The sequence below is a fragment of the Acidobacteriota bacterium genome (assembly GCA_039030395.1).
Lineage (GTDB): Bacteria > Acidobacteriota > Thermoanaerobaculia > Multivoradales > JBCCEF01 > JBCCEF01.
In genome coordinates this window covers 11,636-33,813 of sequence record JBCCEF010000029.1, presented here as the reverse complement: position 1 = coordinate 33,813, position 22,178 = coordinate 11,636, and the positions used below count along the sequence as shown (strand labels likewise).

The 22,178-nt window shown below is 68.0% G+C and carries 16 protein-coding genes; 10 read left to right on the top strand and 6 right to left on the bottom strand.

Features of this window, described 5'->3' with window-relative positions:
- Positions 1–80: 80 nt before the first annotated feature.
- The 5 genes from AAF481_18805 to AAF481_18785 all read left to right on the top strand — a co-directional run bounded on the left by AAF481_18805 (position 81) and on the right by AAF481_18785 (position 8,719).
- A complete protein-coding gene (locus tag AAF481_18805; GenBank protein MEM7483221.1) occupies positions 81–491 on the top strand; it encodes a BlaI/MecI/CopY family transcriptional regulator in 411 nt (136 codons plus the stop codon).
- Complete coding sequence (locus AAF481_18800) at positions 488–2,380, top strand: peptidoglycan DD-metalloendopeptidase family protein (protein MEM7483220.1); 1,893 nt, start codon at positions 488–490, stop codon at positions 2,378–2,380. Before AAF481_18805 ends, AAF481_18800 begins: the two co-directional genes overlap by 4 nt.
- A 73-nt stretch (positions 2,381–2,453) precedes the next feature.
- Positions 2,454–3,200, top strand: coding sequence for a lysophospholipid acyltransferase family protein (locus AAF481_18795; protein MEM7483219.1), 747 nt, complete (start codon positions 2,454–2,456; stop codon positions 3,198–3,200).
- A gap of 77 nt (positions 3,201–3,277) precedes the next feature.
- Positions 3,278–7,192 (top strand): hypothetical protein, encoded by a 3,915-nt coding sequence (locus tag AAF481_18790; protein ID MEM7483218.1) that lies wholly within the window; start codon positions 3,278–3,280, stop codon positions 7,190–7,192.
- A gap of 12 nt (positions 7,193–7,204) precedes the next feature.
- Entirely contained in the window at positions 7,205–8,719 is a 1,515-nt protein-coding gene (locus AAF481_18785) for a 1-acyl-sn-glycerol-3-phosphate acyltransferase (GenBank protein MEM7483217.1), read from the top strand.
- Here AAF481_18785 and AAF481_18780 read toward each other — a convergent pair.
- The 5 genes from AAF481_18780 to ilvA form a co-directional block, all read right to left on the bottom strand.
- The gene (locus AAF481_18780) at positions 8,651–9,280 is read right to left on the bottom strand and encodes a LysE family translocator (GenBank protein MEM7483216.1); all 630 of its coding nucleotides are present in this window, start codon (positions 9,278–9,280) and stop codon (positions 8,651–8,653) included. The genes AAF481_18785 and AAF481_18780 overlap by 69 nt on opposite strands.
- Positions 9,281–9,286: 6 nt before the next feature.
- On the bottom strand, positions 9,287–10,099 hold the full coding sequence (locus AAF481_18775; protein ID MEM7483215.1) for an FkbM family methyltransferase: 813 nt from the start codon (positions 10,097–10,099) through the stop codon (positions 9,287–9,289).
- Positions 10,100–10,105: 6 nt separating this feature from the next.
- A complete protein-coding gene (locus AAF481_18770; protein MEM7483214.1) occupies positions 10,106–11,278 on the bottom strand; it encodes a 5-(carboxyamino)imidazole ribonucleotide synthase in 1,173 nt (390 codons plus the stop codon).
- On the bottom strand, positions 11,275–11,769 hold the full coding sequence (gene purE / locus AAF481_18765; GenBank protein ID MEM7483213.1) for a 5-(carboxyamino)imidazole ribonucleotide mutase: 495 nt from the start codon (positions 11,767–11,769) through the stop codon (positions 11,275–11,277). Before purE ends, AAF481_18770 begins: the two co-directional genes overlap by 4 nt.
- A 210-nt stretch (positions 11,770–11,979) precedes the next feature.
- Positions 11,980–13,191: a threonine ammonia-lyase gene (ilvA, locus tag AAF481_18760; GenBank protein ID MEM7483212.1), complete on the bottom strand. Its 1,212-nt coding sequence runs from the start codon at positions 13,189–13,191 to the stop codon at positions 11,980–11,982.
- Between the two features lie 215 nt (positions 13,192–13,406).
- On the opposite strand from ilvA, the gene AAF481_18755 reads away from it, so the two are divergent.
- The 3 genes from AAF481_18755 (at position 13,407) to AAF481_18745 (ending at position 17,427) form a co-directional block, all read left to right on the top strand.
- Positions 13,407–15,242, top strand: coding sequence for a chorismate-binding protein (locus tag AAF481_18755; GenBank protein MEM7483211.1), 1,836 nt, complete (start codon positions 13,407–13,409; stop codon positions 15,240–15,242).
- Positions 15,243–15,260: 18 nt separating this feature from the next.
- Positions 15,261–16,661, top strand: coding sequence for a tetratricopeptide repeat protein (locus AAF481_18750; protein MEM7483210.1), 1,401 nt, complete (start codon positions 15,261–15,263; stop codon positions 16,659–16,661).
- 106 nt (positions 16,662–16,767) lie between these two features.
- The gene (locus AAF481_18745; protein MEM7483209.1) at positions 16,768–17,427 is read left to right on the top strand and encodes a hypothetical protein; all 660 of its coding nucleotides are present in this window, start codon (positions 16,768–16,770) and stop codon (positions 17,425–17,427) included.
- Between the two features lie 109 nt (positions 17,428–17,536).
- Here AAF481_18745 and AAF481_18740 read toward each other — a convergent pair whose 3' ends face one another.
- Entirely contained in the window at positions 17,537–18,655 is a 1,119-nt protein-coding gene (locus AAF481_18740; GenBank protein MEM7483208.1) for an aminopeptidase, read from the bottom strand.
- A 74-nt stretch (positions 18,656–18,729) separates the two neighbouring features.
- Between AAF481_18740 and AAF481_18735 the strand changes: the two genes are divergently transcribed.
- Together AAF481_18735 and pulA are read left to right on the top strand one after the other, a co-directional pair.
- Positions 18,730–19,497, top strand: coding sequence for an SDR family oxidoreductase (locus AAF481_18735; protein ID MEM7483207.1), 768 nt, complete (start codon positions 18,730–18,732; stop codon positions 19,495–19,497).
- A 20-nt stretch (positions 19,498–19,517) separates the two neighbouring features.
- On the top strand, positions 19,518–22,106 hold the full coding sequence (gene pulA / locus AAF481_18730; protein MEM7483206.1) for a pullulanase-type alpha-1,6-glucosidase: 2,589 nt from the start codon (positions 19,518–19,520) through the stop codon (positions 22,104–22,106).
- The last annotated feature ends 72 nt before the right edge of the window (positions 22,107–22,178 follow it).

Here is a 22,178-nt window from a genome sequence, read left to right as displayed (position 1 = left end):
TGATGCTACATTTGTGGCGAGATGATGACTATGAGGGCGAGTTTTGGACGAGAGCGTCACCCCATGACGGAGAGATCCCGATGACCGAAGAACTATCTCGCGATCGCCGCCTCGACGGCCTGCCGGACCTCGCCGCTTCGGAACTCGACGTGCTGTCGGTGCTGTGGGCCGACGGCCGCCGCAGTGCCCGGGAGGTTCACGAGGCTCTCGCCGACACCCACGATTGGGCCTATTCGACTACCCGCACGGTGCTCGACCGCATGGTCAAGAAAGGCCTGGTCGACAAGGTGAGCTTTCATCGCATGTGGCTGTTTGAGCCGGCCATCAGCCGGCCGCGCGGCCTGGCGCGGCGGGTGCGCGACTTCGCCGACAAGGTCCTAGGCCTCGATGCGGCGGCCGTCGTGCCGCTGTTTGCCCGCGGCAACGCCCTCACCGCCGAGGAGATCGACGAACTCTCCCGGCTGCTCGAAACCGAGGAGACGGCGCGATGAGCTGGTTGGCCTGGGGAGAGCACTGGGGCGAACGGTGGTTGACCAACGGGTTCACCCAGGCCGTCTACGCGGCGGTGGTGTTCCTCGCGGTGGCGGCGATTCTGCGGTTGTGGCGGTCCGCCCCGCCGGCCGTCCAGGCGGGTCTGTGGAGTCTGGTGCTCATCCGCCTGCTGATGCCCGTCGACCTAGCCTCGCCGTGGAGCGCGAGAACCGCCGTCGAGTCCTGGATCGCGATTCCGTCCTGGACGGCTCCGCCGGCTTCGCTGGGGGGGATTGCGCCCGTTTCCGAAGCCGAGGTCTTCGGCGTCGCCGCCGATTCTGCGACGCCCTTGCCGCCTGCGCACCCTTTGCCGATCCCCGTCGGCGGGCCCGCTCGCGCAAATGGATCTCTCTGGAGTGCCGGGCTGTGCCTGTTGTGGGGCGCCGGCGCCTTCGGTACCTCGGTGCTGTTGGTCCTGCGTCGGCGGGCCCTTCGCCGCCGCATTCAGCGCGGCCGGGAGGTCCGAGAGGGAGCTTTGAGGGAGGTTGTCGCGCACTGGCGGCAGCGGTTGCGGGTACGCCGGACGGTGCGTCTGGTGGTGGGTGCCGGCGGTCCACCGTGCACCCTCGGCGTCCTCCGGCCGGTGATCTACCTGCCGGAGGCGCTGGTGGCCGAACCTGGAGCCGGCGAACCGGCCGCCGTCGAGGCGGTGGTCGCCCACGAGATGGCGCACATCCGCCGCTATGACGTGCTGCGTTTGGCTTTTCAGAACGTCGTTCAAATTCTCTATTTCTTCCATCCGCTGGCCTGGCTGGCGGCCTCCCGCGCCACCGACGCCCGCGAGCGGCTGGTGGACGGCTTGGTGCTGTCCAGCGGACATCTCGACCCCAAAACCTATGCCGCCAGCCTGCTGGCGGTGCTTCGCCTCGACCACGCTACGTCGCCCTCCGCCGATCTCTCGCCGGCGCCGGGTATGGGCGGCAACCCCCAAAGGAGACTCACCTTGCGCTTGCACCACATCTTGGATCGTCCCCGCACTCGTCCCTTCGCCGGCCTCCTGGGAGGGCTCCTTTGCCTGCTCCTGGCGCTGGTGCTTCTACCGATGGCGGGCTTCGCCGGTGAGGTGGATCCGCCGCCGGCTCCGAACGCTCCGAACCCTGGTCAGGCGCTGGCCGCTCCGCCGGTTCCGGAAATCGCGATGCCGCCAGCCCTTCCCAGGATGGCTCCGGTGCCGGCGCCCCCGGCTGCGCCCGCACCGGTGCCTTCCGCTTCCGACGCCGTAGCGGCGCCTTCGGTGCTGCCGCGGGCCGAGGCCGTGCCGCTATCGGAAGCTCCGCCGCTGCCCGCGGCGCCGCCGGCGCCGAGCGCTCTGCCGCAGCCGGAAGCTCTGTCGGCCCCTCCCGCGCCCCCGGCTGCGCCCCGCGGTTTGGATTCTCGGCCCTCGACGCCCGCACCACCCGCGGCGCCCGCGGCACCGTCCGAAGAGGCGGTGACCCTCCGGGCCGTGTCGCCCTTGGCCGATACCTGCGTCACCAGTGCCTTCGGTTGGCGCGCGGATCCCCGGAGCGGTGGCGCGCGTCAGCATCAGGGCGTCGATTTGAAAGCGCCGCGGGGCACTGAGGTGCGCGCCACCGCCGACGGCCGTGTGGTGGTGGCCGAGCGGGAGTATGGAGAGGACGGCGCCTGGGGTCTGACGGTGGTCATCGACCACGGTGAGGGGGTAGAGAGCGTCTATGCCCACCTCGACACCAAGACCGTGCTGTCGGGCGAGACGGTCGAGGCCGGGCAGGTCATCGGTACCGTTGGGGACAGCGGATGGGCGACGGGAGTGCATCTCCACTTTGGCATGCGAAACGGCAATTCCTGGATCGATCCCTTCGGATTGATGGCTTCGCCCGGCCCCTGCTAGGTTCCAATCTGCCGGCGCAGGACGGCTATACTCCGCCGGTGTTCGACCTCTCTTCCGACTGTCCGGGTCGCCCATGAGGGCGGTTCGCCTCGCCCTCGTCGCCCTTGCCACCGCCCGCGACTACTTCACCGTTCTCCTCGGCTCCTGGTGGTTGCGGCGCCGGCCGCGGCGTCGGGTCGCTTTCCAGCATCGGGTGATGAGGCGTTGGGGCACGAGCCTCTGCCGCCACCTTCGGGTGCGCTGGACGGTGCGCGGCTCCGTTCCGGAGCCGCCCTTTCTGCTCGTTTCGAATCACCTGAGCTATGCAGACATCGTGGTTCTCGCCGGCCTTGCCGGCGGTTCCTTCGTCGCCAAGGCGGACCTCGGCGACTGGCCCTTCTTGGGCCCCATGTGCCGCGCCTCGGACACCCTGCTGATCGACCGCAACACCAAGCGCGATCTGCTGCGGGTGGGCGCGATGGTGGAAGAGCGGATGGCCGCCGGCGGCGGAGTGATCCTGTTCGCCGAAGGTACCACCGGCGACGGCAGCGCCCTCTTGCCGTTCAAACCCTCGCTGCTGGAGGTCGCCGCGCGGACCGGACGGCCGGTCCATTGGGCGACCCTCTCCTATCGCACCGGCGCCGATGATCTCTCGCCGCGCGACGGGGTTTGCTGGTTTGGCGAAGAAGAGTTCATGCCGCATTTCCGGCGCTTCTCGCGGCTGCGCGAGATCGAGGCGGTGATCACCTTCGGCGCCGAACCGCTCGCCGGCAGCGATCGCAAAGAACTCGCCGCCCGCTTGCGGCAGGCGATGGGTGAGGTCTATGAGCCGACCGGTTGACCGTCGATCGGAAGTCCTCCGCCCAGGCCGGTAAGATCGAGTCCGTAAATACTTGCCCAGGAGGCAGTGGAGGTCCAATGATTCGTCTGGATCGCGAGAGTGCCCGCGCGACCGCAGGAGGTTTCTGCGCAGGGCGGTGCTGGGTGTCGCTGGCGGTGCTGTGCGCCCTGGCCGCGCTGCCGGTTGTCGAGGCGCAAGGTCAGACCCTCGACGAACTGGCGGCCGCTCGCCAGGCGGCGGCCGACCAATATCGTCAGGCTTCCGAACTGGTGGAGGAGCGCGCCGACGATCTGATGTATTGGAGCCTCCTGTTCGATAGCTGGACCGCCTTCCGTCGTTTGGACCGGATAGTGACGGAGCCCGCCGGGGACGAGGCATCGCCCAACTCCGACGAGGCCGCCGCCCGCCTGCGGCGCGATCAGGCGGGGTGGTTTGCGGAGTGGCAACAGCGGATGCCCGACCGGCCGGCGCTCGAGTTGATGCGGGTGCTGAGCCTGGGTGCGGCGGAACGGCGCATCGCAGATCTGAGGGAACTCGGGCAACGGTTTCCGCACCACAGCGATACGGCGAGACAGGTGGTGATGGCCTTGGGGCAGGCGGGCCTGCAGGGCGAAGCGACGGCCGCGGCCGAGGGATTTCTGCTGGCCAATCCCGAGCAGCCGGCGGCCTACGGGCTGCTGTACCGGCAGTTCGAAGCGCAAGGAGAAGCGGTCAAGGCGCGAGACCTGCTGGAAAGCTGGTCCCGCCTCGATCCCGCCGATCCACGGGCGCTCGAACTTCAGCTCGATCAAGCGGTACGCGACCGGTTGGCGACGGAAGAGCTGCTGGACTTGGCAACGCGCGGCTCCGATCGCCTGCGAGGCGAGAACAAAGTTCGCTGGTGTTCACGGCTCGCGAGATCCAGCTACCCGACCGTTCGTGATGCGGGCCTGACCTGCTTCGCCGCGGTGCTGCCGACCTTGGATGCGAATGAGGCCTCCTATGACTCGGCATGGGTGAGGTACGCCGAAGCGATGGGGCGCGATGGTGGGCCGGCGGACGTCTTGGCCCAGGTGGAAAACGCCTCGGCGCAGGTGCGAGACCGCGTTTTGGTGACGGTCGGTTCTTCTTGGCTGCAAGGAGATCGCTGTGGCGAGGGCGCGGCGTTGTTGGCTCGACGGGTTCGGCCTGGTGACGAGCTGGGCAGTCGGGCGCATGTCTTTTCGGCTTGTGCCGGTGATCCCGCCGTGCAGGACATCTTGCTGATCGGGCTCGCCTCGGCCGACGAAAACGATGTCCGCCGCCTACTCGAAGCGGCCCAAGGAGAGGTGCCGCCGGAGCGATTGGAAGCGGTACTCCTCACCCGGGCGGAGACCCGGGGTGCGGACACCCTTCGGCCTCATCTAGACGCTCTGTATGCGGCGGCCGGCTGGCGAGAGAAGCGGGTCGCCCTGCTGGAACGCTGGCTGGCGGACGACCCGCGGGCCGGGCCCGATCAAGCTAGGGCTCTGGCCGACCTGTACTTGGCCGATGATCGGCGTGACGAGGCGATCGCCGTGCTCGCGGGTCGGGCCGAAACGGACAGCGGTCGAGGTGATCAGGAACTCCACGACGCTTTGGTGGCCCTCTACCTCAGTTCCGACCGCTACGCCGAGGCGGTGGCGCTGGCCGATCATCGGCTGGTCGGGAGCGAGAACGAAGCCCTCCTCGGTCGGTTGCTCCACGCTCGCATCGCCTGGGCTCGAGGTGAAGAGGACGCGGCCCTCGCCCACTACGAGAGGTTCTTCGATCAGGCTCCGGCGCGCGAGTGGTACCGCGCCGAGGAGTACCAGGCGTTGCTGCTGGAGGTCGGCGACGAAGCTCGGCTCCGACGTTTCCTGGAGCGTCGTTGGCAGGTGCGGGAACAGAACTCTGCCGGTGCGCCCGGCAACCGTGACCTGTGGATCGCCTCACAGTTCGAGGAGATGGGTTTGGTCGAAGCCTCTTTGACGATCTACGAACGCCACATCGCAAGCGGCGAAGCGACCGGCGACCTGATCCGCCGGGTGGCCCGACAGGCCGAGATGTTGGGCGAGTGGGGGCGGGCCCTACCGATGCGCCGCCAAATGCTCGAGCGGGCACCGACGGAGTGGCATTCGTGGACTGAGTTGGCGAAGCACTTTCTCGATCGCGAGATGCCGGCACAGGCCTTCGAGGTGCTGGAAGGAGCCTTCGAGCGTCTGGAAAACCCTCCGGCCAACCTCTGGACCATGTGGGCCGACGCGCTGCTGGCGGAGGGAGCCGAAGGAGAGGTCGAGGAAGCGACCCTGCGGCAAGCGATCGAGGTGCTTCTGGAGGCGAGCGACCGGTTCGACGACAACGACTACACCCGCGCCGTGCTGAACAACCGGCTCGTGGAGCTGTACCGGCGTCTCGGAAAGAGGCCGGCGGCGCAGACGATCGCGGCGGCGAAGGAGCCGCCGTCGTTGCCTTCGGCCGCCACCGGGACCGCGCCGCCGCCGGTCGCCGCCGAGGAGTTCGCCGAGATCGCCGGAATGTCCGCGCGCCAGCGACTCGCCCGCGCCGACGCCCTCTACGCCGGCATCGGTCGGTCCGTGGATCTGGCCGCCGCCCGCTCCCTCTTCGAGTCGGCGGCAGAGGACGATCCGGTGGCAGCGTTGCGCTTGGCGACCCTGCTCACCCTCGGCGCTGCGGGATTCGACAAGGATCCGCAGCGTGCCAGCCGCCTGGCGCAGACCCACCGCCGATCGGTCGAGGCCTTGGCGGCCGAGGGCGACGCGCAGGCCCAGGCCGTCGTCGGCCTGGCGTTGCTGGTGGGTGTCGGCGGAGTAGAAGATCCCGTTGCCGCCCGCCAATGGCTCGAGGAGTGCGCCCAGCAGGAACCGTGGGCGGCCTACAACTTGGCCTGGATGACCTCCGTCGGCAAGGGGGTGAAAAAGGACCCCGCTCGCTCGCTCCGGCTGTATCTCGACGTCGCGCGGCGGGGGCACGCGAAGGCTATGTGGGTGGTCGCCTGGCGACAGCTCTACGGCGGGGCGGGGGAGCGGAACCCGCAGGAGGGGGTGGCGTGGTTGCGGCGTAGCGCGGAGGCGGGACAAGCCGAAGCGATGCGGGAACTCGGATGGTTGTTGCTGTCCGGCGAGTTCCTGAAGGCGGATTCGGCAGCCGGCCTGGGCTGGTTGCGGAAGGCCGCGCGGGTGGACTTCGCTGGAGCGTTTCACTCCCTCGGCTATGTTCACCTCAAGGGCATCGGGGTAGAGAAGGATCCGGCCCGGGCGGCAGCCTACTTCGAGCAGGCTGTCGAACGAGGAGAGGTGACGGCGACGAACTACCTCGGCGACATGTATCGCCGGGGCCTGGGCGTCGCTAAGGATCCGCAGCGAGCGATGGCCTTGCTGGCGGATGCGGTGATCGGCGGAGATCCCTGGTCGGTGGACAATCTCCACAGCCTGGTGGTCGAGAACCGCGAAACACTGGATCGCGCCAGCCTGCGGCAAGTCGTCCGGCGATTCCTAGCGGCTGCCGAAGAAGGAAACACCAACGCTGCCGCAGGGCTCGGCTTTCTTGCCTTCAACGGCGCTGGATCCGACCTCAGTTCAAAAGATGCCGCCGCCTGGTTACGTTTCGCCGCTGAAGGCGGTGTCACCCGCGCCAAGCGCCTTTATGGGGACCTCTTTAAACGCGGTTGGGGCGTCGAAAAGAGTCCCGCTCAGGCGCTCCGCTGGTGGCGCGAAGGAGCTGCCGAGGGCGACCATCTGTCGATGTATTTCATCGGCTGGAATCTGCTCTACAACGAGGAATTCCCGCGCGATGAAGCCGCAGGGCTCCGCTGGCTGCGGAAGGCTGCCGAGGCAGGCAGCATGTACGCTCAGAATCTTCTGGGTCGATTCCACGAGCACGGTGAGCATGGCTTCCCGAAGGATCTGGTGGAGGCTCGGAGCTGGTACGAGAAAGCCGCCGAGAACGGACTCGAAGAAGCGATCGGCTGGTTGGCGGTGCACGGCGAGCGCTGACGGCAGATTTCGATGACCCACTCCGTTTCGATTCCTGCCTGGTTGCTGGCGCTGCTGGTGGTGGCCGCGACCCTTTTGGTGCTGGAGCGCCTGCTGCTGCCGAGCGTGCGCTACTTTCTGCGCCGGCGGGTGAACCGGGTGCTCGACGAGCTGAACACTCGGCTGCGGATCAAGGTCCAGCCGTTCAAGCTGACCAAGCGTCAAGTTCTGATCGATCGCCTGCGCTTCGACCCGGAAGTGATGGCGGCGGTGGAGCAGGAGGCGAAGGAGAGCGGCACGCCTCGGGCGGTGTCCTCGGATCGGGTGCGTCGCTACGCGCAGGAGATTGTGCCGGCCTTCAACGCCTACCTTTACTTCCGCTTCGGCTACCGCCTCGGGCGGACCGTGGCTCGCTTCCTCTACCGGGTGCGGGTGGGCTTCACCGATGAGGAGTCCTTCGCGCGCTTCGATCCGCGCTCGACGGTGGTGTTCGTGATGAACCACCGCAGCAATATGGACTACGTGCTGGTGGCGTATCTCGCCGCCGCCAGCACCGCGCTGTCCTACGCGGTGGGGGAGTGGGCGCGCATCTGGCCCCTCCAGACCCTCATCCGCTCGATGGGCGCCTATTTCGTGCGGCGGCGCTCGAAGAACCCGCTCTACCGGCGGGTGCTGGAGCGCTATGTCGCCATGGCGACGGCCTCCGGTGTGACCCAGGCGGTGTATCCGGAGGGTGGCCTGTCCCGCGACGGCGCCCTGCGGCCGCCAAAGCTGGGCCTGCTGGACTACATGCTGCGGAGCTTCGATCCACAGGGCGAGCGCGACCTGGTGTTCGTGCCGGTGGGGCTGAACTACGACCGGGTGCTCGAAGACCGGACTCTGTTGCTCGACGTGCCCCTCGAAGGCATGCCCAGGGCGGCCAAACCCTCCTCGGCGCGGGCCGCCTGGAACACCCTCTCCTTCGTCGGCCGCAATCTCCGCCAAGTGGTGACCAACCGCTGGTATCGCTTCGGCTATGCCTGCGTCAATTTTGGCACGCCGGTGTCCATGCGCGAGTGGCTGGCTGGGCGCCGGGTGGACCTGCGCAGCCTCGAACGGCGCGAGCGCTTCGAGCACATCGGCGACCTCGCCGAGGAATTGATGGCCGGCGTCGGGCGGGTGATTCCGGTGGTACCGGTGCCGCTGGTGGCGGCGGTCTTCGTGGCCGCTCACGAAGCCGGGGACGGACCGCTCTCCAGCCTGGAAGTCAAGGCTCGGGTGCTCCGTCGTATGGACCGCCTGTCGGCGGCCGGGGCACACGTCTATGTGCCCCGGCGGGACCAGGACTATGCCGTGTCGGTCGGTTTGAGGATGCTGCTGCTGCGGCACCTCATCCGCGAACAAGACGGCCTGCACGAGGCGGTGCCGGAGGAGCTACCGGTGCTGCGCTACTACGCTCATTCGATAGCCCACCTCGAAGGGTCAGAGTCGGGCGCCGGCTCAGCCGATGCCCCCGAGGCGCCCGAGGCCGTCGAAGATCAGCACCGCTCCCAGTCCGATCAGCAGTAGGCCGCAGCCGGCCAGCACCCGTCCGTAGGCGCGCCCACGCAGGTACTTCCGTCCTCGCGCCGCGATCACCGCCAGCAGGATCTTGATGCCGACCAGCAGCGGGAAGAAGCCCGCCAGGAAGGCAATACCGCGCCAGGGTGAGTGGCGCCAGAACTCCAGGATCATCGGGCCACCGATGGTGATCCAGAAAACCCAGGGATTGGGACTGATCAGGTTGATCGCGAGGCCGCGCAGCACGTCCCGCGGCGCCTCGCTGGCGGCGCCGGCGATGTCTTCGAGGGACGGCGTCCGCCGGGCGGCGCGCAGAGTGTCGACGCCCAGGTAGATCACCACCGCCGCGCCGATGAAGGTGATGGCGACGAGAAAGCTCTCCGGTAGCGCCCGCAAGAAGAGCACGGCCACTGCGATCACCGGTGCATCCGTCAGCAGCGGCGCGATCGCCACCCGTAGGCCGGCGCCGAAGCCCCGTTCGAGAGCGGTGCTGATCACCAGCGTCGAGAGTGGACCGGGACTCACGCCGGAGGCGAAGCCGAGGCTCAGGCCGAGGAGGAGAGATTCCATGGTGAGTCAGTCGGCCTCGGCGAGCAGATGAAAGGTGTGGAGGCGAGGTCCGGCGGGCGCCGCTTCCACGGTGTGCAGCCGTTCCTCCAGGGAGCGTCCGGCTGCCGGTACCGGGGTCAGCCGATAGCCGGCCCGGCGCAGGCGCTCCACCGTCTCCCGCGCCCCGCCCGGAAACGCCGGGCTGCCGTGAACTTCGCACAGGATGCGCGGCCGATAGCGGGTGAGGGTCTCTTCCGCGCCGGAGAGCACCTGCGCCTCGGCCCCTTCGACATCGATCTTGATCCAGTCCACCCGCTGCGGGGCGTCTTCGGTGGGCGGCCGCGAGAGCCAGTCATCCAGAGAGACGGAATCCACGGCGGTGCCGTTTGGTCGGGCGGTCAGGTAGGCCATCGTTTCGTTCTCCGGCACTCGCAGAAAGTGCGTCCTGGACGTCTCGGCGACGGCGGCCTCGATCAACCGTACCTGGGAGAGCCCGTTGAGGGCCAGGGTTCGTCGCAGCGCGTTCGCCGCTCTGGATTCCGGCTCGAAGGCGATCACCCTGCCGACGCTACCCACCCGGGCCGCGAAGGCGAGGGTGAAATAGCCGTAGGAGGCGCCGAGGTCGAGCACCGTCTGCCCTTCACCCACCCGGCGGTCGATGACGGCCAGGATGGGCGCCTCGTGGAGGGCGCGCCGAAAGGACGGCCACCGTCGGATCGGCGCACAAATCTGCGATCCCCGCGCCGGGCCGGAGCGGATCCGAACGGGTCGAATACCGAACAGATCTGAGGTTCGCCAGAGGGCGTCCTTGACCCGCCGGATGACTCCCTTGCCGGGCACCTGGGATCAGCCGCCAGACTCCAGCAGCGCGCGGGACGCCAGGGCTTGGCGCTTCGCCGTCCCGGCGTCGCCCGCCAGTACCGTCAGGTGTCCCATCTTGCGGCCCGGCCGGGCTTCGCCTTTGCCGTAGAGGTGGAGCTTGAGATTCTGCTCACCGGCGACCGCCGCCCAGTCCGGCTCGCCGTGCTGCCAGAGATCGCCCAGCAGGTTGACCATCGCCGCCGGCCGCAGGCGCTCCGTCGAGCCGAGGGTCAGCCCACACACGGCCCGTAGCTGTTGCTCGAACTGGCTGGTGAGGTGGGCGTCGACGGTCAGGTGGCCGGAATTGTGGGGCCGCGGCGCCAGCTCGTTGACGATCAGCCGGCCGTCGGTCTGCAAGAACATCTCTACGCACAGCACCCCCACCAGCTCCACCGCCTCGACGATGCCGTGGGCGAGGCGCTGTGCCTCCGCGGCGACCCGCGGCGACACCGGCGCCGGCGACACGGTGACGTCCAGAATGTGGTGGCGATGGTCGTTGGCGAGCACGCCGTAATCCACCAAGGAACCGTCCAGCCCGCGTGCCGCCACCACCGAAACTTCCCGCTCGAAGTCGACAAAGCCTTCGAGCACTGCCGCCGTCTCCACCCGCTGACTGTCGAGATCGCCGCGGAACTCGCGCCACAGGTCGTCCGGGGAAACGCCGGGCTCGACTTTGATCTGTCCCTTGCCGTCGTAGCCGAAGCCGGCGGTCTTGAGCACCGCCGGGGCGCCGATCTCCGCCAGCGCCGCCGCCAGGTCTTTCGCCGAACGAACTTCCCGAAAGGGCGCTACCGGAAACCCCTGGTCGGTGAGGAAGCGCTTCTCCCGCAGGCGATTCTGGGTGGTATGCAGGATCATCCCGTCGGGGCGCACCGGGGCTTCCTCGGCGGCCACCCGTGTCGCCTCGGCGGAGACGTTCTCGAATTCGAAGGTCACCACGTCGACCCCGCGGGCGAAAGCGCTTACGGCGTCGAGATCGTCGTAGGCGGCGACCACTTCGAGATCCGCCACCTGGCCCGTCGGCGTGTCTCGGCTTGGCGACAGGGTGTGGATCCGGTAGCCCATCGCCCGGGCTTCGAGGGCCAGCATGCGCCCGAGCTGGCCGCTACCGAGAACGCCGACGGTGCTGCCCGGCAAGATCGCCGGAGGACGGCTCACGGCAGCTCGGCCTCCATCACCGTCTCGGTTTGCTCCGCCCGGAAGCGGCGGAGTGCCTCGCGCAGCTCCGGCCGCGAGTTCGAAAGGATGGCGACCGCCAGCAGCGCGGCGTTGACGGCGCCGGCCTGGCCGATGGCGAGGGTGCCGACAGGAATGCCGGCGGGCATTTGGGCGATGGAGAGGAGCGAGTCCATGCCGGAAAGCGCCTTGCTCTGGACCGGCACGCCGAGCACCGGCACAGCGGTCTGGGCGGCGACCATGCCCGGCAGGTGAGCGGCGCCCCCGGCGCCGGCGATGATCACCTCCAGGCCTCGTTCCTCGGCCCCGGCGGCGAACCGCGCCATCTTGTCCGGCGTGCGGTGGGCGGAGACCACCTGGGTGTCGCAGGCCACGTCGAAGGACTCGAGAGTCTTCACGGCGTGGCGCATGGTCTCCCAGTCGGAGGTGCTCCCCATGATCACGGCGACGGCGGGTCGATCGGTCGGTGTCATCTAGCCTGCCTTTCTCACCAGCAACCGAAGCGAGAGGTCGTAGGTGGCTGAAGATGCAAGGCATCCACAGGTTCTGTGACGAAGGCGTACTGTCAGTACGTCGAGGAGCAGGTTCTGTGGATAACGCAGCAGATTCAGTGACATACGGCCTCGCAGTAGGTGGCTGGTGAGAAGGGCAGGCTCAGGCTCCTGGTCCGAATTCGGGGGTGCTCAGCTCAAAGACTGGACTCGGTCGCCTTCGTCGACGAGGGCGCCGATGATCTCGGCGATGTGGTTCTCGCCGCGGGTTTCCAAGGTCAGCAACACTTCCACCTCGCCGACGGAGATGTCCGCAAACTCGCGGGCGTGAGTGATCTCCAGGACGTTGGCGCCGTGCTCAGCGACGGTCGCCGTCACCTCGGCCAGCAGCCCTGGCCGGTCCTGACCACGCACCTTGAGGCGGGCCACCCGCCCGTCGGAGACCAGGCCGCGGTCGATGATGCGGGCGAGGATGTTGATGTCGATGTTGCCGCCGCACAGCACCACGGCGACGGTCTCGCCCTCCACCATCGGCACCTTGCCGGCGAGGATCGCGGCCATGCCGGCGGCACCGGCGCCCTCGGTGAGGGTCTTCTGATTCTCGAGCAGGCGCAGGATGGCGGTGGCGATTTCGGCGTCGTCCACCTTCACCAGATCGTCGACCAGCCGCTCGATCAACGGAAAGGTCAGCTCACCCACCCGCTTGACGGCGATGCCGTCGGCGATGGTGTCGCGGCTGGTCACCGTGACGATCTCTCCGGCCTCTCGCGAGGCGTGCGCCGAGGGCGCCGCTTCCGCCTCCACGCCCACCACCCGGATGTCGGGCATCAGCTCTTTCAGCGCCAGGGCGATACCGGAGATCAGGCCGCCGCCGCCGATCGGTACCACCATCGTGTCGATGCGGTCGATTTGCTCCGCCAGTTCGAGGGCGACGGTGCCCTGGCCGGCGATCACCGCTTCGTCATTGAAGGCCGGCACCAGCACCAGGTCGCGCTCCTTGCGCAGTTGGTGGGCATGGTCCACGGCATCGTCGAAGGTGGCGCCGTGGAGCACCACCGTCGCCCCATAGCGGCGGGTGTTGGTGACCTTGATCAGCGGCGTGTTCTCGGGCATCACCACCGTCGAGGCGATCCCCAGGTTGCTGGCGTGGAGAGCCAAGGCCTGGGCGTGGTTGCCGGCGCTGGCGGTGATCACCCCTCTGCGTCGGGACGCCTCTTCCATGGTCAACAGCCGGTTGAGGGCGCCGCGCTCCTTGAAAGATCCCGTGCGCTGGAGATTCTCCAGCTTCAGGAACAGCCGCGCCGGCACCAGGTTGCCGTAGCCGAGAGCTTGCCGGCAGGGGGTGACCGGCAGGGTGCCGGCGATACGCTCGCGGGCGGCTCGGATGTCTGCGATGGTCGGCACGAAAGCTCCGGATGGGGCACGCTGTCGAAGGTCGGAGGGACTCTGTCCGCATGCTATCGGAAACGGCGCCTCTCGGCGTGGTAGCGTTTTCTCAGATCGTCTCGTAGCACGAGAATCCGCTGGATTTCCGCAGCGTCTCATGCCCATTCCGCAAGCCATCCACCGATTTTCCGCAGCCTTTCCGGCGCATTTCCGCAGCCTTTGAGAACGGGCCCGTGAAACCCCTAGACTACCCCGCGGCTCGCAAGCCGATTGCCCTCGTGCAGGACGGCTTCGAGGGCCGTTGGCTGCGCTTCGAAGCGCCCGTCGCGGTGCTGGTGGCTCGGCGGGTGGAAGAGGTGCCGGCCACTTTCGCCGAGGTCTGCCGGCGCACCGAGGGGGAAGGCCTGTGGGCCGCCGGTTTCGTCGCCTACGAGGCGGCCCCGGCCTTCGACTCCGCACTGGCGGCGCACCCTCCGGCGGTCGGAGGGGCGCCGCTCCTTTGGTTCGCTCTCTTCCGCCGCGCCGAGGTCGAGAAGGGTTTCGAGGCGCCGGCGGATTCAGGCCCTTTCCACATCGGAAGCTGGCGCCCGAGCGTCGACCGCCGGGACTTCGGCCGGGCGATCGGCGTGATCAAACGCGCCATCGGCCGCGGCGACACCTACCAGGTGAACTACACCTACCGGCTGCGGGCGGCCTTCGAGGGCGATCCCCTCGGCCTCTTTGCCGCCATGATCGCCGCCCAACGCTGCCGCTACGGCGCCTTCTTGGCGGACCCGGAATTCGCCATCTGCTGTGCTTCGCCGGAGCTGTTCTTCGAGCGCATGGGAGGGCCTCAAGGCCACCGACGGCGACTCGTGACGCGGCCGATGAAGGGCACCGCCCACCGCGGGCGCACCCTGGCGGAAGACCGGGCGGCGATGGCCGCCCTCGCCGATTCGCCCAAGGACCGGGCCGAGAACGTGATGATCGTCGACATGCTGCGCAACGATCTCGGGCGCATCGCCGAGGCCGGCTCCGTGCGGGTGGGCGACCTGTGGCAGGCGGAGCGCTACCCGACGGTGCTGCAGATGACCTCCACCGTCGAAGCGCAAAGCGCCGCCACCCTGCCGGAAGTCTTCGCCGCGCTGTTCCCCTGCGCCTCGATCACCGGCGCCCCCAAGGCGCGCACCAGTGAGATCATCGCGGCCCTCGAAGAATCCCCGCGCGGTCCCTACACCGGCGCCGTGGGCTACATCGGCCCGCGCGGGCAGGCTCGCTTCGCGGTGGCGATCCGCACGGCGGTGGTGGAGCGACGCGCGGACGCCGCGGCCCGGGTGACCTACGGGGTCGGCGGCGGCATGGTGTGGGACTCGCAAGCCGAAGCGGAATACCGCGAAACGGTGCTCAAGGCGCGCGTCCTGCGGCGCGCCATCGAGCGACCGGTGCCGTGGTTCTCATTGCTGGAGACGATGCGGTGGTCTCCCGAGGAGGGCTTCTTCCTGCTCGAAGAGCACCTCGCCCGCCTCGCCGAATCCGCCGAGTACTTCGCCTACCGCTGGGACGAGGAGGCGGTGCGGCGAAGCCTGGAAGACTTCCGGGCGCCCACCGCCCAGCGGGTGCGCCTGCTGGTCGATCGCACCGGAAGCCCGCTGCTCGAAGCCGGGCCGCTTCCGGCGGCGGAGGACGGTGGAGAAGTCCTCACCTGGGCGCCTGCGGCGGTCGATTCGAAGGACACCTTCCTCTTCCACAAGACTACCTACCGCGAGGTCTACGACCGGGCGCTCTCCGGTGCCCGGGACGCCGTACCGGAGACGGACGATGCGTTGTTGTTCAACGAGCGGGGGGAGGTCACCGAAACCTGCCGCGCCAACGTCGCCGTGCGTCGGGGCAAGCACCTGGTCACGCCGCCCGTCCGCTGCGGCCTGCTGGCCGGCACCCTGCGCGGGCGGCTGTTGGCGGACGGCTCCCTCGAGGAAAGAGTGATCCAGCGTAGCGAGCTCACCGCGGATTCCGAAATTTTTCTGGTCAGCGCCCTGCGCGGCCTGCGGCGGGCGAACTGGGTCGGACGGAGTCCCCAAACTCCCCGCTAGTCCCTGCGTATCCACCCCATGTTCGGATTCCGCATCGTGCTTGGGCTCTGCGCCGCTCTTTGGGTCCTGGTGTCGCCGGCGAGTGGGAAAGACTTTCCGCGCGGCGAGATCATCGATTCGGTGAGCACCGCCATTGATCCCGAGCAAAGCTACGCCCTTTACCTGCCGTCGAACTACTCGGCGGAGCGAACCTGGCCGCTGCTGCTGGTGTTTGACGCTCGTGGCCGTGGGGCGAGGACGGCGGAGTTCTTCCGGCGCGGCGCCGAGCGCTACGGCTACATCCTCGCCAGCTCCAACAACTCCGCCAGCGACGCCGGCTGGGAGCCGATGCAGAAATCGGCCACGGCCCTTTTCGACGATCTGCCGAAGCGCTTCCGGGTGCATCCTCGGCGGATCTACATGGCGGGCTTCTCGGGCACCTCCCGGGCCGTCGCGGGCATCGCCCACGGCCTGCCCGAGGTGGCCGGGGTGATCGCCGCCAGCGGCGCCCTGGCACCGGAAACGGTACCCGAGGCGGGGCTGCCCTTCGCTTGCTTCGCCACCGCGGGAACCGGGGACTTCAACTTCTGGGAAACGCAGCATCTCGACTTCCACCTGCAAGAGCGGGGCATTACCGCCCGTTTCGAGGGATTCGACGGCGGTCACACCTGGCCGCCGGAAGAAATCGCCTTCGAGGCCCTCGGCTGGATGGAACTACGGGCGATGGCCGAAGACTTGCGGCCCATCGACCAGGATCTGGTGGCGGAACTCGAGGAAGATTGGACCCAAGACGCCGAGGCGTTGGAGTCCAAGGGTGACCTTCTCGGCGCCTATCTCCGATACCGCGAACTCCACGCCGACTTCGAAGGCCTGGCCGACACATCGGATCTGGCCGCCGCCGTCCAGCGCCTCGCGAAGCAAAAGCAAGTGACCGAGGGCTTGGCGGAGACTCGTCGCGTCGCCTCCTGGGAGGCTGCGCGGCAACGGGAGATGGACGTCCTCTACACCCGTCTCGTGCAGTACGACACCCAACCAGGTCCCACTTTCTTGAGCGAGGGCCGGCGCTACATCCAGCATCTCCAGCGCGTGGTCCGAAAATCGGACTCGCCCGAAGAAGCCGACGCCGCCCGTCGCGTGCTGGCGCTTATCGCCACTCGCACTTCGTTCTACTACCCCCGCGAGCTGCTGGGGAAGGGCGAGTACGCGCGCGCTGTCACCAGCCTGCGTCTGGCCACCGAGATCCGCCCAAACGACGTTCGCGCCTGGTACAACCTCGCCTGCGCCCAGGCCCGCCTGGGCCGCAAGAAGCCGGCCTACGAAGCGCTGGAGCGGGCGGTCGCATCCGGTTTCTCGAATGCCGACCACCTCCGCAACGATGAGGATTTGAAATCCCTGCGGGGCGAGAAGCGCTTCGAAGCCCTGCTCGGGTCGCTCGAGTAACGAATCGAGGCCGGCGCCGTAGTTGAACGCGATGCCCTTACAAAGACTCTTCGCCGAGAGCGGTCCTTGCTTTCAGCTCTGGTGCCGCTGCCGCCGGTCGCCGCTCATGCGGCGAAGCGTTCTGATTCTGCGCAGCTTGCTCGCCGTGGGGTTCATGGCGCCGGGCTGGACCAAAGTGGTGGGGCTCGAATTCGCTCCGGGTATGTCCGAAGAGTTCGCTGCCGGCCGCTTCTTCGCCGCGTTCCACGCCACCGGCGCCTATTACACCTTCGTCGGCCTTGCTCAGTTCATCGCTGGCGCCCTGCTACTGTTCCGCGGGACCGCGCTCCTCGGTGCTCTCCTCTACCTGCCGATCATCGCCAACATCTGCGTCCTCACCTGGGCGGTGGATTTCGGCACCGGCACTCCCTGGATCACCGTCCTGATGCTGGCCGGCTGCACGGCCTTGGTGCTGTGGGACGCGCCTCGATGGGCGCCGATCTTCGGCGGCACGGCAACCTGGTGCCACCACGCGCCCGACGACCTGCCAGCCTCCACCGTCACCCTGCCCACCCTCGCCGCTTTCGGATACCGAGGCCTCCGCTTTCTCTATTGGCTAGGGCTGATCGCCGCCCTCACCACCACCTTCATTCTCCGGGGGCTGGCACCCCGCGTTCTCCTCTTGCCGGCGCTGGTGACGGTTCTGGGGGTCGCCTTGGTGACCCTTGTTTCCTGGGGTTGGGGTGCCTTTCGCTGGTGGAAGCGGCGCCCAGGAGGGCGACTGTGACTCCTGCTCCAGCGTGTCGAGCTTGTGCAGTATCGCTAGTCCCTTGTCGCTCGAACCGCGCTGTGCCTCACCTGGAATCGCGTCTCCAGATCGCATGCTCCTCCGCCCATCAACCCACCAACCGATCCGGATTCAACCCCTCCAACTCGTCCGTCACAAAGAGCCCATCCTTGCGCACGAGCTGGTCGTCGAACCAGACTTCGCCGCCGCCGGCTTGGGGATCCATGCGCAGCACCATGTCCCAGTGGATCTGGCTCTTGTTGCCGTTCCAGGCCTCTTCGTAGGCGTTGCCGGGGGTGAAGTGGATGCTGCCGGCGATTTTCTCGTCGAACAGGATGTCGCGCATGGGGGTGGTGATGTGGGGGTTGAAGCCGATGGCGAATTCGCCGATGTAGCGGGCGCCTTCGTCGGTGTCGAGCACCTGGTTGAGGTGCGCGGTGTCGTTGCTGGCGGCGTCGACCACCTTGCCTTCTTTAAAGGTGAGACGGATGTCGTTGTGGGCGACCCCCTGGTAGATGGTGGGGGAGTTGAACTGGATGGTGCCTTCGACGCTGTCGCGCACCGGGGCGGTGAACACCTCGCCGTCCGGTAGGTTGTAACGGCCGTCGCAGGGGATGGCCGGGATGTCTTGGATGCTGAAGGTGAGGTCGGTGCCGGGGGAAACGAGGCGCACTCGGTCGGTTTCCTCCATGCGTTCGACCAGGGGCTTCATGGCTTCGGACATGCGGGCGTAGTCCATGTTGCACACCCGGAAGTAGAAGTCTTCGAAAGACTGTGTGGAGCGGTTGGCGAGCTGCGCCATGGACGGGCTGGGCCAGCGCAGAACGACCCAGCGCAGATCCTTGATGCGGATGTCCAGATGGGCCGGCTTCCAGCAATAGGTGTTGTAGAGGTTCATCTTGTCCGCCGGCACGTCGGACCATTCGGCGACGTTTGGGTTGCCGCGGATGCCGATGTAGGCGTCGACCCGCTTCATGCGGTAGACCTCGGTTTCGCCCATCAGCCGCATCTGCTCTTCCGACGCCTCGAGCATCAGGGCGCGGACGACGGCCTGGCTCTTGATCGTGACCAGCGGCACGGCGCCCGCGTCGTGGACGGTGCGGATCAACTCGCAGAGAAAAGCCTCGGGAAGGTCGAGCGCTTCGATCAACACCTTGTCGCCGGCCTGGAGGGCGGTGGAGTAGTGGACGAGATTCTCGGCCAGCTTTCGGTAGCGTGAGTCGGTCATGGAGTATTGAGTTCCTTCCAAGAACGCGACCCTATCCGGATGCGGCCGGCCGCCGCAAGGGATACCATCCGAGGATGGATCTGGAACTGTCGGATCAGGTCGCGCTGATCACCGGCGCCAGCCGTGGGATCGGCCTCGGCATCGCTCGAGGATTGGCGGCGGAGGGTTGCCGGCTGGTGATGTGTGCGCGCGGCCGCGAGGCTCTCGAAGCGGCGGCCGCCGCGCTGCCGGTGGAGGCGCTGCCGCTGGTGATGGACGTCACCGCGGCGGGCGCCGCCGAGGCGGCGATGGCAGCGGCCCGGGAGCGCTTCGGGCGGCTGGACGTTCTGGTCAACAACGTCGGCGGCAATCGGCGCAAGCCGTTGGAGGAGACGACGGACGAGGACTGGCGGACGCTGATCGATCTCAACCTGCTGTCCCATATCCGGTTCACCCGTGAGGCCCTGCCGCTGCTTCGCCAGTCGCCCCACGGCGTGGCGATGTTCATCGCCTCGATCTACGGCCGCGAGGCCGGTGGGCCGAACCTCTCGATCTACGAAGCCACCAAGGCGGCGGTGATCGCTACCGCCAAGACCCTGGCCCTGGAACTGGCGCCGGAGGGGGTGCGGTCGGTGAGCATTGCCCCGGGCTCGATCCTCTTTCCCGGCGGCGCCTGGGCGCGGCGTCGGGAGCAAGACCCGGAGGGCATCGCCGAGTTCATCGCCGACCATCTGCCGATGGGGCGCTTCGGCACCCTCAAAGAGGTGGCCGACGTGGTGACCTTTCTCGCCTCGCCGCGGGCCGGTTGGGTCACCGGCGCCTGCATCAATGTGGACGGCGGCCAGTCCCGTTCGCTGATCTGACGATTCCCTCCGACCGGTCGATGGACCCTCTCCCCTCGGCACGAGCCCACTGGGTGGATCGCGCAACGATCCTCTTCCCGGCCGATGACCCTCAGGCCTCTCTGACGTTGGCATTTGCCCCGGACGGCGGTTTCCGCTTGGATGGGGAAACGCCGGCCGGCTGCGAGATTTTCCCGCTCACCGCGACGGGCACCCGTCTTCCGGTCGGACTGGCGAAGCGCTTTCCCCATCTTTCCCACGGCGCCGTGTTTCGCCTGCCGGAAGAGGCCATCCTCCGAGCGCGTGAGCTGTTGCGCGGCGAACTGGTGGTCGTCGAGACGAGGGCGAACGGCGAAAGGGTCACCGGCGTTCAGATCCCCGGGGTGCTGGACGATCTCTTCCGGTGGGACGGTCCGCTGGGCGCGGAAGTCTCGGCCGGTGCGGTGACCCTCCGGCTGTGGGCGCCGACCGCTCGGCGGGTGCGGGTGATTCTGTGGGACGGTCCGCGAATGGCCGAGCCGGCGGAGCGCCGCGACCTCGAACGGGACGACGAGTCCGGGCTGTGGTCGGTACGCGGGGAGGCCCCTTGGGTCGGCCGCTACTACCTCTATGAGGTCGAGGTCTATGTTCCCGCGACCGGCCGGGTGGAGCGCAATGCGGTGACGGATCCCTGGTGCGTCTCTCTCGCCCGTAACAGCCGGCGGAGCCAGATTCTCGACCTCGAAGATCCTGCCCTGGCTCCGGAGGGCTGGAACGACCGGTGGATCCGGCAGGGGGCGATTCCGGCCTTTGAGGATCGGGTGATCTACGAGCTGCACGTGCGTGACTTTTCCGCCGAGGATTTCTCCGTTCCGGACGTCCTGCGCGGCACCTATGGCGCCTTCGCCCGGCCGGACTCCCGTGGCGTGAGGCACCTGCGCGGCCTGGCCGAAGCCGGGCTCACCCATGTTCAGCTTTTGCCCGTCGCCGATTTCACTACGGTGGACGAGGATCGCGACCGCTGGCGCGAGCCGGGAGACCTCTCCGCCCATCGGGCGGATTCCGACGCGCAGCAGGCAGCGGTGGCGGCGATCGCCGACGAGGACCCCTACAACTGGGGCTACGACCCGTGGCACTTCATGGCGCCGGAGGGGAGCTATGCCCGGCAGCCGGACGGGGGAGCGCGCCTCAAAGAAGTGCGCGAGATGGTGCAGGGGCTTGGCCGAATCGGCCTCGGCGTGATTCTCGACGTGGTGTTCAACCACACTCACGAGGCGGGGCTGGACCCCTGTTCGGTGCTCGATCGGGTGGTCCCCGGCTACTACCACCGGCGCGATGCAGACGGCCGCCTGCTCACCTCGTCGTGCTGCCCGAATACCGCCAGCGAGCATCGGATGATGGAGAAGCTGATGGTCGATGCGGTGGTGCACTGGGCGCGGCACTTCCGGGTGGAGGGATTCCGCCTTGATCTGATGGGCCATCACCTGGTGGAAAACGTCTCGGCGGTGAGGGCGGCCCTCGACCGGCTGCGGCCGGAAACCGACGGCGTCGACGGCCGGCGCATCCAGCTTCTCGGCGAGGGCTGGAGCTTCGCCGAGATGACCGGCGAAGGCCGCGGCCGGAATGCCTCCCAGAAGAACCTCGCGGGCCGCGGTTTGGCGGCCACTTTCGACGACCGGCTGCGCGACGCTCTACGCGGCGGCGGTCCATTTCACGGCGCGGGCGAGGCGGGCTTCGCGACCGGCCTCTTCGAGAGCGAGGGAGACGATCCGCAGGCCCGTCTGGACCTGATGGACCGGTTGCGTGCCGGCCTCGCTGGCGGTCTGGTGGATTTCGAGTGGCTCGACCACCGGGGGGAGCGCCGGTCCGGGCAAGCCTACGGCGGCTATGGCCGAGCTCCGGGCGACGTGATCCACTATGCCGCGGCACACGACAATGAGACGTTCTTCGACGCTCTCCAGGCGAAAGCGCCGATGGACCTACCGATGGCCGAGCGGGTCCGCCTGCAGAATCTCGCCCTCAGCGTCCTGCTCCTCGCACAGGGCGTTCCGTTCCTGCACGGCGGCATGGATTTGCTGCGCTCGAAGTCCGGCGACCGCAACAGCTACAACTCCGGCGACTGGTTCAACGCCCTGGATTTTGCAGGGGACGCGCACCGCTGGGGCCGCGGCTTGCCGCCGGCGGTGGAGAACGCGGATCGCTGGCCGTGGCTCGGTCCGCTGTTGGCGGATCCGGCCCTGCGGCCATCGAAGGCGGATCTCGCCGCCTGCTCGGCCCATTGTCGCGAGATGCTGGCGCTGCGCACCGCCTCGCCGCTGTTCCGGCTGCGCAGCGCCGTGGAGGTGCAGCGCCGACTGCGTTTTCACAACACCGGACCGGCGCAGACCCCCGGTGTGGTGGTGATGAGCTTGTGGGACGAGGCGGGCGAATTCGATCCCGGATACGGCTTGTGGGTGGCAGTGTTCAACGCCCGGCCGGACCTCTGGGAGGGGATATCGCTTTCCCTGCGGGGCCGTGTCTTGACCCTGCATCCGCTACTTTGCGACTCCGCCGACGAGCGGGTGCGAGCTGCCACCTTCGACGCCACGGAAGGGGCCTTCCGGGTGCCCGCTCGTACCACGGCGGTGTTCTGCGAGGCTCGCGCCGGCTGAGCCTGCTAAACTCTAAGGCCGCCTTCGAGAGGAAGATGATGTAGGAATTCTGATGATTGTGGGTTGCTGATG